Source organism: Desulfatibacillum alkenivorans DSM 16219, assembly GCF_900142135.1.
GTDB classification, from domain to species: Bacteria; Desulfobacterota; Desulfobacteria; order Desulfobacterales; family Desulfatibacillaceae; genus Desulfatibacillum; species Desulfatibacillum alkenivorans.
The window spans coordinates 223,328-240,533 of record NZ_FQZU01000002.1; the positions used below are offsets into that span (position 1 = coordinate 223,328).

Here is a 17,206-nt window from a genome sequence, read left to right on the forward strand (position 1 = left end):
CCTTCAAAGATTTTTTTAATCGGTTGAGTTCATGCAGCATGCCGGCGGCCAACGCCTATCTGCACTTCTCGCAAATGCCCTTAAACTCCAAACGAAAGCCGGAAACGGCGAAGCCGTTAATCGCCTGGCTTCCAAGATCAAGCTCCACGCCTGCATCCACTGGGACGTCGCGCACCGCGCCGCAACGCACGCAACGCGCATGGTGGTGCATGTCCGTGTTCCAGTCATACCGCCTTTGATTCCCGGAAAGCTCCAGCCGGGCCAGAATGCCGGCGTCCGCCATCTTTTCCAAGTTGCGGTATACGGTGGACAGGCTGATCCTTGGCTGCTTTTTCCGCACCAGTTCATAAACCTCATCCGCCGTAAGATGCTGCCTGGCCTTTTGGACTTCCTCCAGGATGCCTTTGCGCTGATTGGTCATGCGCAGGGGCTCGGGGCGATATGTGTGATTGCTTGCGTTCATGGTTGAGAATAATAATAGTAATTATTCCTAAAAGTCAAGAGCTTTTTTTCAAAGCTCCTAAAAAGATGGTTTTTCAAGGCCTGCGACACTCATCATAGCTGCGCTGGGTAATGCATTTACCTGAAAAACCTAGGTACGATTCCCCCGTCCGTCAAGGGTATGAATAGAAATAGGCCGCCATTACCGGGCGTGCAGAATCCCTGCAACCTGATCAATGGACAGCTCAATTTCACCGCGTTCATCCACCTCCTGGGAGCATATCACCATGAGATAGGATGGTATTTCATTGATGAAAAATCTGCGTAAGACTACCTTGTCGGTATAGTTTATGTCCATGGAAATATTGTTAGCGTCGTGTTGGTCCAGGAGCTTGGCCGCCTTGGACAAAGCGTCGCCCAGGACGATGGTGAAGGCGCTGATGGCCTCCTCCTGCACCGGGCTGTTAAACACGGCCAGAGGCAGGCCGTCGTCGTCGGCGATGACGGCGCCTTTAAAGCCGCCCCGTTTGCACATGGCGTACAGGACGTTCTCCAGGCGCGCGCCCCTGGTTTCTCCTTCCGGCGGCGGAGGGGGCAGTTGGGTGGGGGCTGCGGGAGCGGAGGGCCTTGGGGGGGCCTGCCTGGGCGCCGGGGCGGGCTGGGGCGCGGAGCGCCTCATAAATCCCGGAGTGCGGGGAGGGGACCATGCCGCCGGGCCTGCCAGTTCGTCCAGAATGCGTGCCGCTTCCTGTATTTCAGAAGAGTCCTTCAACGTCTTCATTGCTTGCGCCTTTCATCTTGCTTTGCAGTTCCCTGACCTTCAGTTCCATGGCCAGATCCAAGTAGGGGCGCGCTGCTTCCTGTCCGTCGGGAAGCATACCCACGGCCACGGACCGCATGGAGGCCCACTCAAACATTTCGTCATAGGGGATGACGGTTTCGAAAAAAATGGACGGTGGAAAGCTCTGGAGGATCTCCTGCTGGATTTCCCGCTGATAGGGGCTTTGCTCATCCATCATGGTGAACACCACGCCCTCCAGGGCCAGGCTTTTGTTGGCCCTGGCCTTGACTCGTTGAATGAGTTTTAAAATGCCGGCCATGGTCTTCATGTTCATGGTCCGGCAATTGACCGGAAGAATGACGCTGTTGCTGACGGCCAGGAGGGCGTAGGCAATGCTTCCCGCGCCCGCCGGAGCGTCTATGAGCACGGTTTCGTACTGCTGTGCGATGGCGTGGATGGCCTTGGACAGGTTCCCCTTAAGGGCTTCCTTTTCATAATACATGACCTCTTCGGGCTCCATGGCGCCCACGCCCAAAAAAGCCATGCTGTCGTCCTTGGTGGGGATGATGAGCTTGGAGGGGTCCTCCTGGCCTTTGAGAATGTCCACGAGCCCCTGGGTGGTGCGCTTTTTCAGGTTGCTGGCAATGGCAATCCCGCCCTGGGGGTCTGCGTCCATCACCAGGATCTTCTGGCCCAGCCTGCTCAGGCTGTAACCCAGGTTAAGCACGGTGGTCGTCTTTCCAACCCCGCCCTTTTGGCTTGCTACTGTAATGACCTTGGCCATATCTGTCTCCCAATGTATGGTTCAGGGCATGGGAGCCGGCATCAGCTTCCCTGCCGCCCGGACGAAGCCCGCAGGCTCCTATGCTGAACTCCGGGGCTTTGAAGGTTTTAGTTTTCCTTTTTTCACCGCGTCCACCACAGCCAGTAAATTCTCTTTCAGGCTCCCGCCCATGAGGGCCGTCAGATCGCGCAAGGGCGTGGGCGGCTCCGTCATGAGGTCTTTCAACCCCGGCGGATCATCCCAGGCCGGGCCGGGCTCCAGGCTCACCGGGACTTTGCTCATGCGGTTGATGTGGGCGTTTATTTCGTCCACTTCCGCCAGGACGTTCATCAGGACCGCCATCAAAGGGGTGGACCCTTTGGGCAGGTCCTCGGGCAGTTGATCGAACTGCACCTTAAAAGGACCTTTTTCCATGAGGAACATGCGCTCCAATGCGTTCTCCCCGGTGAACGGCCCCATGGAGGCGTGGACCAAAGCTCCGTCCTCCAGGTAAATATTGGCCTTCATCCCTTCCAGGCGGATGGCCGCGGTCTTGGCGCCCAACTCCATGCTCTGGAGCAGATCCGTCAAAGCGACGTTGGCCAGATCCCCGGCCATGAGCCCTTCGGTCTTGCGGTAGCGCATGGTGCGCCGCAGGCTCGCCTTGACCCGCGCCAGAAGCTCCGGGGGATGAAAAGGCTTGGTAATATAGTCGTCGGCGCCCAGCTCCAGGCCTTTTACTTTCAGGTGCTGCCTGTCCAGGCTGGAAAGAAAAAGAACCGGCGTGTCGGCGATTGCCGGGATCTTCCTAATCTGGGTCAGGGTGGCGAAGCCGTCCATGCCGGGCATCTGGATGTCCAGCAGCACAAGGTCAGGCTCGTGCTGCTGCATCATTTCCAGGCACTGATTTCCATCCTTGGCATGGATCACCCGGTAATGGGAGAGCTTGAGATATTCCTCCAAAAGCTCCCTTTGCATGGGTTCATCGTCCGTAATGAGAATTAGAAAACCCGCCATGAGATCACCGGACTTCGTCCTTTCCTGTAGATTCAATCCTCCGCCTGGAGAGCAGGCAGGGAGAGAATGAATTGGCACCCTCCCTGAGCCTGGTTGCGAACGGAAATGGATCCGCCGTGCATCCGCAGGATTTCCCGGGATATATACAGCCCCAGACCGGAGCCGTAAGTGCGCTCCGCGGAATGAGTCCCTTGTTTCTTGACCTGAAAATACCGGTCGAAAATTTTTTCCATGTCGCTTTCGGGGATGCCAGGGCCTTCGTCGGATATAATAATCTCAACCCGGTCTCCGCCGTCGTCTTTGTATAGCGCCTCCACGGCGCCCCCGTCCGGGGAGAATTTCAGGGCGTTGGACAGTAAATTGTCAAAAACCTGAATCATCCGTTCGGGGTCGGCGTTCACCTTGCGGCGCCCGCCTTTGTCCTGAAAAATAATCCGCTTGTCGCCATTCTGCAGGGCCGTGGCCATGTTCTCCACGTGCTCCTGAAGCAATTCGTTCAGGAACAGCGGCTCCTTTTCCACGTCCAGCTTGCCGGATTCAATCTTTTGCGCGTCCAGAATCTGGCCGATGAACTTGACCATCCGGTTCACGGAAAAGATAATGTTGTCCAGGTACTTGGCAATGGTTTCCGGCGAGGCGAATCCCGCCGTTTCCTTAATCAGTCCGGCATAGCCGGCGATGACGTTCAAGGGCGACTTCAAATCGTGAGACGTCACGGCCATGAGGTCGCTTTTTAACTGGTTCAGCCTTTCCAGTTTAATGTTCTGGCTTTCCAGGGCTTTTTCCAGATTCCGCCGTTCGGTGATATCCGCCATGTGCCAGATATGGCCCACCGTATTCCCCGTGGAATCCGACAGACAGTTCACCGTAACCAGGGCCGTTACCTCGTCACCGTTTTGGGTGCGATGGCTCAACTCCCCGGACCAGCTTCCTCCCGCCTGCTTTTCCAACGCGCGCCGGATCTTATCATATACCTCATTTTGGCCGGGACTGCCAAGCATGGCCGGCGTTTGGCCCAAAAGCTCCTCCATGGAGTAGCCGTACAGGTCCAGCATGGCCTTGTTTGCGTCCGTGATAAACCCCTTGCCGTCCGTGAAGACAATGGCCTCCAGGCTGTTCAAAAAGCTCTGATACAGCACGGACAGGCGTTTGACGGGATGGCCGCCGCCGCTTTTTTTTCGGAGCAGGGCGTCCCATCCCCTTGCGCGGGGCAGGAAGATCGCCTCCATATGCACGCCGTTCCGGGCCGCCAGATCCGTGGAAATCACCTTTTTTCCGCTCTTTTCAAGCATGGCCAGAAACTTTTGGGTTCCCGCGCCGCCTTCCATCATCTGCATTATGCGGGAGGCGCCGCTTCCCAGGAGCTTCTTCACCCCTTCTCCGCCTTCCAGGATTTCCAGCTTTTCCGACAAAACCACCCGGATCCACTCCTCGGCCTGACCCAGCATGGCCCCGCGTCCTTCCGGAGTGAGGGTGACGGCGCGTTTGCCGGGCGTCAGGCTGGTCACGTCCGCCTCGTCTGTCATGAACAGACGCTGAAATTCCAAGGCTTCCTTAGGCAAGGGCAGGGCGCCGGCGCCGCAGGAGTCCAGGACCATCAAGGCCGTGGGCGCTATTCTGGGGTCGAACCGGGAGCCGGTTTCACGCCGGATTTTCGCCATGGCCTCCTGGTGCTCCAGGGGCGGGCCATCCACCGAGCAGCTGGTCAACCAGTCGTAGGCGTCCGCATAAGCCAGCATCCTGCCGATCAGGGGGATGCCTTCCGCTCTGCTGCCAAAAGGGTACCCGGTCCCGTTGTACCATTCGTGGTGCGAACCTGCGGCGTAAGCCAGGTACGCAAGATCCTTGATGTTGGAAATGATCTCCACCGTAAACCGGGCGTGACGCTCAAAAGCTCCGTGGCGGGATTCGCCCCGGGCGCAGTTGTTCAATGCCTGGCGCGACACTCCCATGATGCCTATGTCATGCAGCAACGCGCACCATAACACGTCCCAGGGGTTGATATCCTCTTCGCCCAAAGCCTGGGCTATCTTCTGGGCGTAATAGGCGACGCGCACCGAGTGGCCCATGAGCTTGGGGCTTTTGGCGTCTATCATCCTGGCGGAAAGCCACAAGAGCTGGCCCAGCAGATCCAGCCGGGAGTAGTTCTCCGCTTCAGGAGGAACGGCCTCGACTTCGTAAACCAGGGTTTTTATCCCCATGGGATCGAACAGGGCGGCCATCAAATCCGGGTTCGAGGCAAGGACTTCTATGGCCGCCTCCGCCGTCTCCGGAGGCAGCGAGCGCCCCGAATGATAGCGCAGCACCGGTTCCACATTGGCCGTTCGCTCATTTGCCGGCATGCCGCGGAATTCCACGTCAATGATGTCGCCGGCCTGCAAAATGGAGGACTCTACGGGAATTTCATCCCCCTTGAGGCCGTTGGGGAACCCGCCGCCGTCATAATGCTCATGATGATGGGCGATGTGATCCGCAATGGGGGCCAGGGGCGCGAACGGCCTGACAATGGCCGCCCCCCGGGAGGAGTGCTCCCTTGCCTCCTGGTCCTCAAAACCCATTTTGGCATGGTGGATGATATGGTCTTTCAGACCCACCGATCCTATGTCATGGAGCAGGCCGCCGTGATATAAAAGATCGCAGCGGGGATGCCCCATGGCCTTGCCGATCAGGTGGGACATGACCCCCACCCTCCAGGCATGATTGAGCTTGCGTCCCTCGTCCAGATCCAGCACAAGGGACATGGCCCGAATGACGTCGGAGAATAATTCCTGGTTACTGCTGTTCATACTGCTTGGCGCTCCAGCTATGCGGGAATGGGAAATTCCGCGTCCATCAGGTCCAGGCCGCAGCTCATTGTACTGATCCAGTCTATGAATTTGTTGGACATTTCCCGATTCCCGAACACGGCGCCGTGCTGGGGCGCAATGATTTCAATATCCAGCTTGCGCACCGTGTTCACCCACATCTTCAAAACTTTGGAGGTGGGGATATAGCGCTTGTGGAAACCTTCCATGTATTGAATATGATTGTCGAAATCCTCGACAATAGCGTAGTCCTGGCCTAAGGATGCGCCCAGGTCGCCCGAGTACAGGATCTTTGCCACCGGATCGTAAACCTGAAAGTTGCCCGAAGAATGGAGAAAGTGTGCGGGAATCAGGGGAAACCGCTCGCCGGCCACTTCAATGACCATGCCTTCGTCCGGGATGGGCTTGATTCTGTCGATAACCAGTTCGTCCACGCCGAAATGGGTGATGAACCGGGTCCAGATGGTGGAGAGATACGCTGTCGCGTCCGTCACCATAAGCCATCCGTTGGCGGCGGCGATGATGTCAGGATCCTGGTGCGAGAAGAAGATGTGCTTTAAGTTGTTGATGGACAGAATGCCGGCGATCTCGGGAAAAAACTTGGAGTAGATTTTGTGCCCGCCGGGGTCCAGGACCAGCCCTTCGCCCTTATGGACCACCAGGTGCTGGTTGGCCTGAACCATAGCCCCCGAACCCAAATCATTGTACATCACGTTTACGTGATCAGCGCTTTCAAATAACTTTATCATGGTAAACCTCAGCGTCCTTCATTTACTTTTACATCAAGATGTTTTCCACTTGCTCGGCGGCGCGGGCCAGGTCGAAAAAGATCAGTCCAAGTTTGGCGTCCTTTCCCGTCATGGCGAGCATCACAGCGTGGGGGCCGGCGTACATGATGATGACGTACCCGTCCTCGCCCTTGACGAAAAGCTGCTGCAGTTTGCCGCGCTTCAGTTCCATGGAGGTGCGGCTTCCCATGGACAGCATGGCTGCGCTCATGGCTGCGATGTGGGTTTCCTCCAGTCCTTGGGGAAGCATGCTGGCGATAATCAGTCCGTCTTCAGACACCACGGCGCAAGCCTGGACGTCTGCGGAGCTGGCCTGAAGATTGGCCAGAGCCTTGTCGAGTTCTTCATTTCGTGACATTCCACTCACCTTTCACTCTGTTTTTGGTAAAACAATAATACGAATCAGGCGCCACTGATTCAGATGGGCCGGCCCATGCTCCGTGTGAGTCCGGAGACCTTGTGGGCCGGCCCGGGTTTCCTAATACGCTTCCTCGTGCGACAGATCTTCTTCCGTAACCTTGCCGGAGAAAAGTTTATACGCCCATGTCTGATAAGCCAGGACAATGGGAATGAAAATGACGACCACCACCAGCATGATTTTAAGGGTCAGAGGGCTGGAAGAGGCGTTGTGCGCCGTCAGGCTGAGGTCGGCGTTGATGCTTGAAGGGTACAAACGGGGAAACAACCCGGCAACGCCAAAAAAGGTCACGCCGACGATGGACAGGCAGGAGCAGCCCCAGGCTTTAAACCAGGCCTCCTTGCCCATGAATACTTTAATGCCGAGCAACCCGGCCACGGCTAATACCAAAATAAGAAACAGAACCGGGTTGGCAAGATAATTGTCGTACAAATCCGTAAAAACCGCGCTGGCGATCAGGCACACCACAATGGCGCCCGCCATGACCGGCCACAACCTCTTGCCCGTTTGAATGGCCCGGGCCTGCAAATCGCCTTCGGTCTTGATGGCCAGCCACAAGGAGCCGTGGACGATGAACATAAGCAGAAAGACCACGCCGCCAATGAGCCCGTAAGGATTGAGCAGCGTAATCAGGGTGCCCTGGAATATGCCGTTTTCATCAAAGGGAATGCCCTGGAAGATGTTGGCGAAAGCCACGCCGAACAAAAGCGCAGGGGCGAAATTGCCGATGAAAATGGTCGTGTCCCAGACCCTTTTCCACTTGGGGCTGTCCACCTTGCTGCGGAATTCAAAAGACACGCCCCGCAGGATCAGGGCGAATAAAATCAGCATCAAAGGCGTGTACAGGGTGGAGAACATGGTGGCGTACACAGCGGGAAATGCGGCGAATGTGACGCCGCCCGCAGTGATCAGCCAGACCTCGTTCCCGTCCCACAAAGGCCCCACCGAGTTGATCATGATCCGCTTTTCCTCCTCGGTCTTGCCCAGGAAGGGGTACATCGTCCCCATGCCGAAAACGAATCCGTCCGTCATGAAAAAAATCGCCCATAACAGGCCCCATAAGAAAAACCATATATTCTGCAAAACCATGGAAACCTCCTTGTTGCACTCTCTATCAAAGTCGTTGAATAAACGTTTTATAAGCGGCCTTCGGCGTTATGCCTCGGTTTCTTCAGGCCCTTTTTTGGCGGCGGTGTATATCAGGTAAAATCCCACCGCGCCCAACAGGCCGTAAATCAGGATAAAGGCCGTCAGGGAAATGGCGCCCTGGGATTGCAGAATGGGCGACACCGCGTCCGACGTTTTCATGACTCCGTAAACAATCCATGGCTGCCTTCCCACTTCCGTCAAAACCCAGCCCAACTCGTTGGCGATGTACGGCAGGGGGATGGCGAACATCATGATTTTCAAATACAGGGGGTACTCCTGGAGCTTGTCCCGCTTCCACAACCCGAACAGCGTCAGGAAGATGAACAGCGTGCCCAGCCCCACCATGCCTTTAAACGCCATGGAGACGATGAGGACCGGCGGGCGCTCGTCCTTGGGGAAGTCCTTGAGGCCCTGAACCTCGGCGTCAAAGCTCCCGTGGCCCAGGAGGCTCAGCAAGCCGGGGATCGGCATGATCTCAATGACATTGCGCTCGTTTTCCTCGTCAGGCCATGCAAACATATAGACGGGCGCATGCGTTTGGGTTTCCCACAGGGATTCCATGGCGGCCAGCTTGGCGGGCTGCTTCTGCGTCACGTCCTTGCCGTGGATATCGCCTTCAACGGCCACGAAGATCGTAAAGATGACGCCCATGACCAGGGCCATGCGGAAGGACTTGGTGAAAAAATCGTCATCCGTCTTTTTAAGCAGATGATAGGCGCTGACGCCCATGACGAAAAACGCAGAAAGCACGTAAGCGCCGGCCAGGGTGTGCAGGATCATCAAAATGGCGAATTCGTTGGTGACAACCGCGAAGAAGTCCGTCAACTCGGCCCGGCCGTTGCGGATGACGTATCCCACGGGATGCTGCATCCAGGAATTGGCGATGAGAATCCACACCGCCGAAAGAGACGAAGCCCCTGCCACCAGCCACATGACCGTGGCGTGGGCCTTGGCCGACAGCTTCTTCCAACCGAAAATCCACACGCCCAACAGCGTGGACTCCAGGAAAAAAGCCGCCGTGGCTTCGATGGCGAGGATGGATCCGAAAATGTCGCCCACGTAGGCCGAGTACCGGGACCAGTTGGTGCCGAACTGAAACTCCAGGGTGATGCCCGTCACCACTCCAAGGGCGAAATTGATCAGGAACATCTTTCCCCAGAACTTGGTCATCCTGAGATACACCTTGTCTCCGGTGCGCACATACTTTGTCTCCATGATGGCGACCAGGATGGAAAGACCCAAGGTGAGGGGAACAAAAAGGTAGTGGAACATGGTTGCGGCTGCAAATTGCAGGCGAGACAGCATCAAAACGTCCATAAGGCGCCTCCTCCACGGGGTTGGGGTTGATTTATGTTATACGAATGTATTTTTTTTATTATAAACTAAGAATCGCTTAAGCTCTATCATCTTTTTTCTGCAGGCAGTGGCCCTCCTCCACCAGCCCGGCGAAGGTCGCCAGCCCCAAGGTTTCACGCAGTTGCATCCTGGCCTTGCTCCATACCCGGTGGACGGAGCACGTGGGCTGGTTCCGGCACGAGTTGGGATCCGACACGCAGTCGTTCAGAAAAATCTCCCCGGTTATGGCCTCCACCACGTCCAACAGGCTGACGTCTTTGGCATCCCTGGCCAGGCGCAGCCCTCCCTTGGAGCCCTGGATGATTTCCACGATGCCGGCCACGGCCAGTTGCTGGGCGATTTTCGACAGGAATTGATCCGGAATCTCCATGTTGAGCGCAACTTCCTTTTTTTTGACCACCGCCCCCCGGGGGCAGGCCGCCAGATAAAGGATGCATCGCACTCCGTATTCTCCTGCGCGTGTGAGTCTCACGGGGCCTCCCAAAGAAAGATAAATAAGATGCTTTTTGTCTTATATCCAAAGAGAAAGACGCCTGTCAAGCCTTTTCGCCCGGGTCCCTGCTATTTCCGATTCCCAAAAAAACATGGATGTCTTTCCTGCGCTCCCTTTGTTCAGCCTGCCCGCCGGCGGGCAGGCGCCGGGTTGAAGTTTGGGGCCGTTTTGCGCTTCACGGCGTTTTTTTCGGCTTGACTCCTTTGCATAATGCCTGGGTTTTGGTCGGAAACCGCAGGGTTCATTCAGAACAAACCCTGATTGTTTTGCTTTTTTCCCGAAATTATAATATGGCAAACTCTTCTTGACAATACTTGTGCCATAACAATAATCTTTATCAACATACTAGTCACCCTATTAAGGAGGCGTACCATGGCTTACGAATTTAGTGCAGACGAAATATTCGCAATGGCGGAAGAAATTGAAAAGAACGGCGCCAAGTTTTACTCCGACGCCGCTGCAAAAGTGGATGATGCCGACAACAAGCAATTTCTGGAGGAACTGGCGGCCATGGAAAGAAACCACGAAAAGGTTTTCGCCATGCTGCGTTCCGACCTTGCTGAGGAACTCAAGAACTCCAGCACATTTGATCCTGAAGGCGAAACCGGCCAGTACCTGAAGTCTTTGGCCGATATGCGGGTGTTCTTTAAAAAGGAAATGGATTTTTCCTCGATGCAGTCCATCATCAAAGACGCCATAGTGGCTGAAAAAGACTCCATCGTCTTTTACCTTGGTATGAAAGAGCTGGTGGACAGCAAGGACGGCAAAGATAAAATCGACGTGATTATCAAGGAAGAGATGACCCACGTCACCGTTCTGACGAATCGGCTGGCCAAAGCCTGATTCGCGGCGCCATGCCGAAAATAATCGGTTCAACCTTGCTCGATTCCGTCCTTGGCGGCTTGCGGAGAGTCGAGCCGTGCAGGCTTTTGTTACAAGTTTTTAATTCTTTTTGTGTGTTAGGCGCCAATCAATAACCGGCCTCCGCCCGCGGGGGCCGGTTGGATTTTTTTTGCCGGGTGGAGACATGACTCATTATCTGATTGTAGGCAATGGCGTGGCCGGAACCACGGCCGCCGAAACCATTCGCAAGGCCGACTCCCAAGGCCGCATAACCATCCTGACCGAAGAGGATCTGCCTTATTACTCACGGATTCGGCTGCCTGAATACATCGCCGGAGAGACGGATGAGGACGATCTGGTTATCAAGGCCCCGGATTGGTACAAGGAGCGCGCCATAGACATCCGCCTGAAGGCGGAAGTGGCCGGAATAGATCCTGAGTCTAAAACCGCGACCTTGAAAAACGGCGAGAAGATTTCCTATGACAAGGTGCTGCTGGCCACGGGAAGCCGTTCTTTCGTCCCGCCCATTAAGGGATCGGACCTGCCCGGAGTGTTTACGCTCCGTAATGTCCAGGACGCCCGGGCCATCAAGGATTACGCCGGAAAATGCGCCAATGCGGTTGTCATAGGCGGCGGCGTTCTGGGCCTGGAAGCGGGGAACGCCTTGATCAAACTGGGGAAAAAAGTCCGGGTGGTGGAGTTCATGAGCCGCCTGCTGCCCCGCCAGACGGACTGGGAATGCTCCAAGCGGCTCCAGGCTATCCTGGAAGGCATGGGCTTCAGCTTCAGCCTGGACTCCAAAACCAGCGCCATTGAGGGAAACGGCCGGGTGGAAAAAGTCCTTTTGGAAGGCGGCGAAAGCCTTGATGCGGACATGGTCATCATCTCGGCCGGCGTCCGGCCGTGCAAGGACCTGGCCGAGCCGGTGGATGTGGCCTGCGACAAGGCCGTCAAGGTGGACGAGCATATGCTCACCTCCATGGCGGACGTCTACGCAGCCGGAGACGTGATAGAATTTGAGGGCCGCCCCTACGGCATCTGGCCCGCTGCTTCCGAACAGGGCCGCATAGCCGGAAACAACATGGCCGGCAAGGCCCAGGAATACGGGGGCACGCCCATGGCCAACACCCTCAAGGTGGCGGGCGTGGAACTGGCGGCCGCCGGCGAACTGGACCCGGACGGAAAACTGGACTCCGCAGTGTATGAAACCAAAGACGTGTACCGGAAAATCGTCTTTGACAACGGCCGTATTGTGGGGTGCGTCATGCTGGGCGACAAGACCGGCTTTTTCCAGGTGACCAAGCTCATCGGCAAGGACCGTGATTTTTCCCAATTCAAGGAGCAGCTCCAAAGTCCGGATTTCGACTTTAAACAATTGACCGCGTAGTTTTATCAGCCCCTAAAAAAAGGCCTGAATAGATTCAGGCGCCCAAGCGGCCTGACGGGCCGTTTTGGAATATACGCCCGCACAGCCGAAAGTATTTGGTTGTGCGGGTTTTTTTTGTCTCCGCCGTATTTTCTTTCCGTTAAACCGGGTTTTTGGAGCGCTCCTCCTGGGCTTCGGTATCAATCTTGCATATCTCGTAGGGCGATAAATACCGAGGCGAAATTCTATGCTGTTACAAATGGGATTGATCAAAGGCCTCCCGTAAAACCGGGAAGGCGGAAAAATGTGAACCGCCGAAAAAACCGCTTTCGTAAAAAAAAGTCCGGCCGCCCCTGGGCCGGCGTGGAGCTGTCAGAGCTTTGACGGTTCATTCGCAATGGATGGCATCCGGTAAAGGAGACGCAACCATGGAGAACGGGTTGTTAAATCAGGAGCAGCGCCCCAAAACCGCTGGGGGGCTGAAAATTCTCGTTGTGGAAGACGACTTTGTGGGACGCAAGCTGCTTTTTAAGCACTTGTCCGCTTATGGAGAGGTGGATCTGGCCGTGGACGGCGCCGAAGCGGTGAAGGCCTTTTATATGTCCATGCTGAAAAAAGAGCCTTACGATTTGATTTGCCTGGATGTCATGATGCCTGAGATGGACGGACAGGAAGTGCTGCAATCCATCCGGGAAACGGAAATCAGAAATGGAATCCGGCCGGGGCAGGGCGCGAGAATCATCATGACCACGGCCCTGGACGACACCCAGAGCATTATGAAGGCGTTCCGGGAGCAATGCGACGGGTATCTTGTCAAACCCATCAAAAGAGAGGCGCTTTTGAGCACAATGCAGGACCTGGGCCTGATACAAGACGCTCCGGGCTCCGAACAATAACGATTTATAACGTCAATCCAAAGAAACGCCCGGCCCAAAACTTGGCGCCCGGCGGCGATGGCTGTGAATGGAGGAAACATGTCCAAGGAAATCCAGGCAATGAACGCAGCAACCCAGGCGATGTCCGACCACGAAGGCAAATATCTCACCTTTACCCTGGCGGAAGAGGAGTACGGCATTGGCATTCTTAAAATCCGGGAAATCATCGGCATGATGCCCGTGACCACCGTTCCCCAAACCCCGGATTTCGTCAAGGGCGTCATCAACCTGCGGGGCAAGGTCATCCCTATTGTGGACCTGCGCCTCCGGTTTGGGATCGAAGGCATTGATTACACCGAGCGCACCTGCATCATTGTGGTGGAAATCGCTTCCGAAGCCGGAACCGTACAAATCGGAATCGTCGTGGACTCCGTCTCCGAAGTGCTTAACATCCGGGCCGAAGACATTGAAGCCACCCCGACTTTCGGCGCCAAGCTCAATACGGACTACATCCTGGGCATGGCCAAAATGGAGGGCGGCGTCAAGATTCTGCTCCATATCGACAAAGTCCTGAGCGCCGAGGAAGTGGGCATGCTGCAAAGCGCCGCCTGATCTTCTGCAAACAAGACGCGAAGCCGGACCCATGCCCGGCCTTAAACAGAAATTCACGCATTCGCGCACGCCCTTATGCAATCTGCTCCCCGTCTTTCGGACGGGGAGTTTTTTTATCCAGCCCCGCCCTTGCAACATGCATCCGTCAACCGTCCGACCCCGGGGGAATGGTCTGTAAAAAATCCCTTGTTTTAAGCCCTCTCATGCGTTTAACGGCATTGAATTTGCAATCTGGTTGCCCGTATTTCCATTTCATTAATCAGTTCGATCCGGTTTGCAGCGGATTTTACGGCCCGGTTTTTCATCGATCGGAAGATTTCGCCCGCGAATAAACGCCAGCGGGCGGCGTTCCATAGCTCGACAAAGGAGATGCATAATGCTTGACAAGATCAATCTGGGCGTCAAACTGGCCGTTGCATTTTTGGCGGTGGGTTTGATCCCATTCGGCCTCGTGGGGGGCGTTTCTCTGTATAAGTCCGGCAAGGCATTGGAAAAGCAAGCCTATCAGTCTTTGGAAAGCGTTCGGGAAATCAAAAAATCCCAGCTGGAGGATTTTTTTTCTGCGCGTCAAGCCGACATGGGCGTGCTCATGGAAACCGTGCAAAGCCTGAAAGACGCCGCCTTCGCCAAGCTGTCCACGGCCCAGGAGTTAAAACGCACCAACATCATGGAATACATGGAAGGCATGATCTCCCAGATGAACGTCCTCAAGGGAGACCCCTACACCATGGACGCTCTGATAGAAATGGACGCCATCCTGGAAGCCTTTGACAACGACCTGGAGTCCGCGGAATATAAAGGCACTGTCAAGCGATACGACGTACGCATGAAAGCCATGGCCGAGGCAAACGGGTGGTACGACTTGCTGCTTATCCGGAAGAACGGAGACATCATTTACTCCACGGCCAAAGGCGCGGATCTTGGGGAAAATATCCTGGAAAGCGGCCTGAAGGACTCCCCCTTGGGCAAGGCGTTCGTGCAAGCCCAGGCTTCCAAAAACAACGCCGCCTGCCTTGGGGATTTTGAGCCTTACGCTCCTTCCGGCGGCAAACCGGCCGCCTTTACGGCCGCCAGGCTGGTCAATCAGATGGGAGAGTTGCAAGGCTACGTGGCCTTTCGCATTCCCACGGAAAAGATCAACGCCATCATGCAACAGCGGGCGGGAATGGGCGTCAGCGGCGAGTCCTACCTCGTGGGCAGGATCGGAGACCAAACCTCTTTTCGCAGCGACATGAAAACCATGGGCGATGGAAAGTACGTGGTGGGCCATCCCATATCCACGCCCTATATTGAAGCCGCCCTCAAGGGGGAGTCCGGCCGGAACGTGTTTACGGACAGCACCGGCAAGCTGGTCATGACCGCCTACGATCCTCTGCCCATCCAGGGCCTGAACTGGGCGGCCGTATCCAAAATCAATCTAAAGGAGGCCATCGCCGGCGTCGCGAACGGCGAGGCCCGGGATTACTTCTCCAAGTTCGTGGATCAGTTGGGGTATTACGACCTTTTTTTAATCCACCCAAAAGGCGACGTTTTCTACACCGTAGCCAGGGAGCCGGATTACGGAACCAACATCATCAACGGCGAATTCGCCGACTCCGGCCTGGGCGAGCTGACGCGAAAAGTATTGAAAACCGGGCAATTCTCCTTCACCGATTTTCAACCTTACGCTCCCTCAAAGGGCGCGCCCGCCGCTTTCATGGCCCAACCCCTGATCAGCAACGGGCGGCTTGAAATGGTGGTGGCCCTCCAACTCTCCCACAAGGCCGTCAATGCGATCATGACCAAAAGGCAAGGCATGGGCGAGACGGGCGAAACCTATCTGGTGGGGCCGGACAAGCTGATGCGCTCCGATTCCTTTCTGGACCCTGTCAATCGCTCCTTAATCGCGTCATTCGCCAATCCGCAAGCCGGAAGCGTGGACGCGCCGGGCGCCAGGGCGGCCCTGTCAGGCCAAACCGGCGAAGGCGTTTTTCCCAACTACAGGGGCGACTCCGTGCTTTGCGCTTACACGCCCATCAAGTTCGGCGACGCGACTTGGGCCTTGGCGGCTGAGATCAGCGAAGACGAGGCCTTTGCTTCGTCCAAAGCCATCATGGGGCTCATGGGCCTTATTGCGCTGTTTACCTTTGCAGCCGTTGTTGTGGTGGCTTTCCTCATCACCCGTTACATCACCAGCCCCATCAACCAGGCCATCGAAGGGCTTAATCAGGGCGCGGAGGAAGTCTCCTCCGCCTCCTGTCAGGTTTCCTCCGCAAGCCAGTCTTTGGCCGAGGGGGCGTCCCAGCAGGCCGCTTCTTTGGAGCAAACCTCTTCCTTTATAGAAGAAATGACCGCAGCCACCCGGCAGAACGCCGAAAGCGCCAACCAGGCGAACCTTCTCATGCAGGAAGCAGGGCAAGTGGTGGCCGTCGCCAACGCTTCCATGGGCGAACTCACCCGTTCCATCGAGGAAATCGCCAAGGTCAGCGGCGAGACCTCCAAGATCATCAAAACCATCGATGAAATCGCCTTTCAGACCAACCTGCTGGCCTTAAACGCGGCCGTGGAAGCCGCCAGGGCGGGAGAGGCGGGCGCCGGTTTCGCCGTAGTGGCGGGAGAAGTGCGCAACCTGGCGACAAGAGCCGCCCAGGCGGCCGGAAACACGGCCGGCCTCATTGAGGGTACCGTCAAAAAGGTGGCGGAAGGCGCCGAACTGGTCAAAGACGCCAACGAAGCCTTCATGGAAGTGTCCAACACAGCCTCTAAAGTGGGGAAGATCGTGGAAGAGATAGCCGCCGCATCGGACGAGCAGGCCCGAGGCATTGAATCCGTCAGCAAGGCTGTGGGGGAGATGGATCAGATTACTCAGCAAAACGCCTCCAGCGCCGAGGAATCCGCCTCCGCATCCCAACAAATGAACGCTCAGGCCGAACAGATGACGTCCGTAGTCAGCCGACTGGCGGCCCTCATCCAAGGCTCCTCCGCCCGGAACGGAAAGCCTGTAAAAACCTTGAAACGCGCAGCCGAACAAGCGCATGAGCACGCGGAAGCCCCAACGTCCGGCCCGCCTCCCGCCCGAGAACACAGTGCGGAACTGGTCCGGCCCCATGAGATCCTGGATGGGGATCAACCCGACGATCGGGTCGATTGACGCAACAAAGAAGTCTTTTTGGCCAGCCGCGGCATGCAATGCCGGGGGCCGCCAGGCCAATAAGCGCGACCTAAGAGGCATGTTGAAATTGGGAATAACCAGCGGCCGAAAACCTCATCCAAAACCAGGTATATGTAGTTGCACGGTCCCCGCGCTCGTATTCGCGAGGTCTCCTCGCATTTTTGTTTTGGACAGATTGTCCGTCCGGAATAAATCTTAAGGTTCCACTGCCTGAAAGGTTTTACTACATGTCGCGTTGCGACCCCGGCGCCGATACCGCCGTGCCGAGGCTACCCTTGCCACACTACCCTTTCCGTTCATTTTTCTAAGGTGGCGCCCCCCTCTGTTTAATGCTATAATTGCACGATCG

General features: G+C 56.2%; 15 protein-coding genes. 5 read left to right on the top strand and 10 right to left on the bottom strand.

Annotation, left to right across the window (positions count from 1 at the left end):
- Positions 1-55: 55 nt before the first annotated feature.
- From BUE18_RS03035 to BUE18_RS03080, 10 genes are all read right to left on the bottom strand, one after another.
- A complete protein-coding gene (locus tag BUE18_RS03035) occupies positions 56-421 on the bottom strand; it encodes a Fur family transcriptional regulator (RefSeq protein ID WP_244549270.1) in 366 nt (121 codons plus the stop codon).
- 222 nt (positions 422-643) lie between these two features.
- Positions 644-1,222, bottom strand: coding sequence for a hypothetical protein (locus tag BUE18_RS03040; RefSeq protein WP_073472712.1), 579 nt, complete (start codon positions 1,220-1,222; stop codon positions 644-646).
- A complete protein-coding gene (locus BUE18_RS03045; RefSeq protein WP_073472714.1) occupies positions 1,197-2,006 on the bottom strand; it encodes a ParA family protein in 810 nt (269 codons plus the stop codon). The genes BUE18_RS03040 and BUE18_RS03045 overlap by 26 nt, the downstream gene beginning before the upstream one ends.
- Before the next feature lie 78 nt (positions 2,007-2,084).
- Complete coding sequence (locus BUE18_RS03050) at positions 2,085-3,002, bottom strand: response regulator (RefSeq protein ID WP_073472716.1); 918 nt, start codon at positions 3,000-3,002, stop codon at positions 2,085-2,087.
- Positions 3,003-3,034: 32 nt separating this feature from the next.
- Positions 3,035-5,788: an HD domain-containing phosphohydrolase gene (locus tag BUE18_RS03055; RefSeq protein ID WP_073472718.1), complete on the bottom strand. Its 2,754-nt coding sequence runs from the start codon at positions 5,786-5,788 to the stop codon at positions 3,035-3,037.
- 17 nt (positions 5,789-5,805) lie between these two features.
- Positions 5,806-6,555, bottom strand: coding sequence for an oxygen-binding di-iron domain-containing protein (locus BUE18_RS03060; protein WP_073472719.1), 750 nt, complete (start codon positions 6,553-6,555; stop codon positions 5,806-5,808).
- A gap of 28 nt (positions 6,556-6,583) precedes the next feature.
- Complete coding sequence (locus tag BUE18_RS03065) at positions 6,584-6,952, bottom strand: roadblock/LC7 domain-containing protein (protein ID WP_015947126.1); 369 nt, start codon at positions 6,950-6,952, stop codon at positions 6,584-6,586.
- Positions 6,953-7,072: 120 nt separating this feature from the next.
- The gene (cydB, locus tag BUE18_RS03070) at positions 7,073-8,101 is read right to left on the bottom strand and encodes a cytochrome d ubiquinol oxidase subunit II (RefSeq protein ID WP_073472721.1); all 1,029 of its coding nucleotides are present in this window, start codon (positions 8,099-8,101) and stop codon (positions 7,073-7,075) included.
- 66 nt (positions 8,102-8,167) lie between these two features.
- Positions 8,168-9,478 (bottom strand): cytochrome ubiquinol oxidase subunit I, encoded by a 1,311-nt coding sequence (locus BUE18_RS03075; protein ID WP_073472723.1) that lies wholly within the window; start codon positions 9,476-9,478, stop codon positions 8,168-8,170.
- A 76-nt stretch (positions 9,479-9,554) separates the two neighbouring features.
- On the bottom strand, positions 9,555-9,989 hold the full coding sequence (locus tag BUE18_RS03080) for an RrF2 family transcriptional regulator (protein WP_073472725.1): 435 nt from the start codon (positions 9,987-9,989) through the stop codon (positions 9,555-9,557).
- Positions 9,990-10,382: 393 nt separating this feature from the next.
- On the opposite strand from BUE18_RS03080, the gene BUE18_RS03085 reads away from it, so the two are divergent.
- The 5 genes from BUE18_RS03085 to BUE18_RS28600 all read left to right on the top strand — a co-directional run bounded on the left by BUE18_RS03085 (position 10,383) and on the right by BUE18_RS28600 (position 16,836).
- Entirely contained in the window at positions 10,383-10,853 is a 471-nt protein-coding gene (locus BUE18_RS03085) for a ferritin-like domain-containing protein (protein WP_073472727.1), read from the top strand.
- A gap of 184 nt (positions 10,854-11,037) precedes the next feature.
- On the top strand, positions 11,038-12,240 hold the full coding sequence (locus tag BUE18_RS03090; protein ID WP_073472729.1) for an NAD(P)/FAD-dependent oxidoreductase: 1,203 nt from the start codon (positions 11,038-11,040) through the stop codon (positions 12,238-12,240).
- A gap of 407 nt (positions 12,241-12,647) precedes the next feature.
- Positions 12,648-13,115 (top strand): response regulator, encoded by a 468-nt coding sequence (locus BUE18_RS03095; protein ID WP_083610726.1) that lies wholly within the window; start codon positions 12,648-12,650, stop codon positions 13,113-13,115.
- 78 nt (positions 13,116-13,193) lie between these two features.
- Positions 13,194-13,706 carry a chemotaxis protein CheW gene (locus BUE18_RS03100; protein ID WP_015947119.1) on the top strand — a complete coding sequence of 171 codons (513 nt, stop codon included), beginning with the start codon at positions 13,194-13,196 and terminating at the stop codon, positions 13,704-13,706.
- Positions 13,707-14,082: 376 nt separating this feature from the next.
- Positions 14,083-16,836, top strand: a complete 2,754-nt coding sequence (locus tag BUE18_RS28600) for a methyl-accepting chemotaxis protein (protein ID WP_073472730.1) — start codon at positions 14,083-14,085, stop codon at positions 16,834-16,836.
- Positions 16,837-17,206 lie beyond the last annotated feature (370 nt).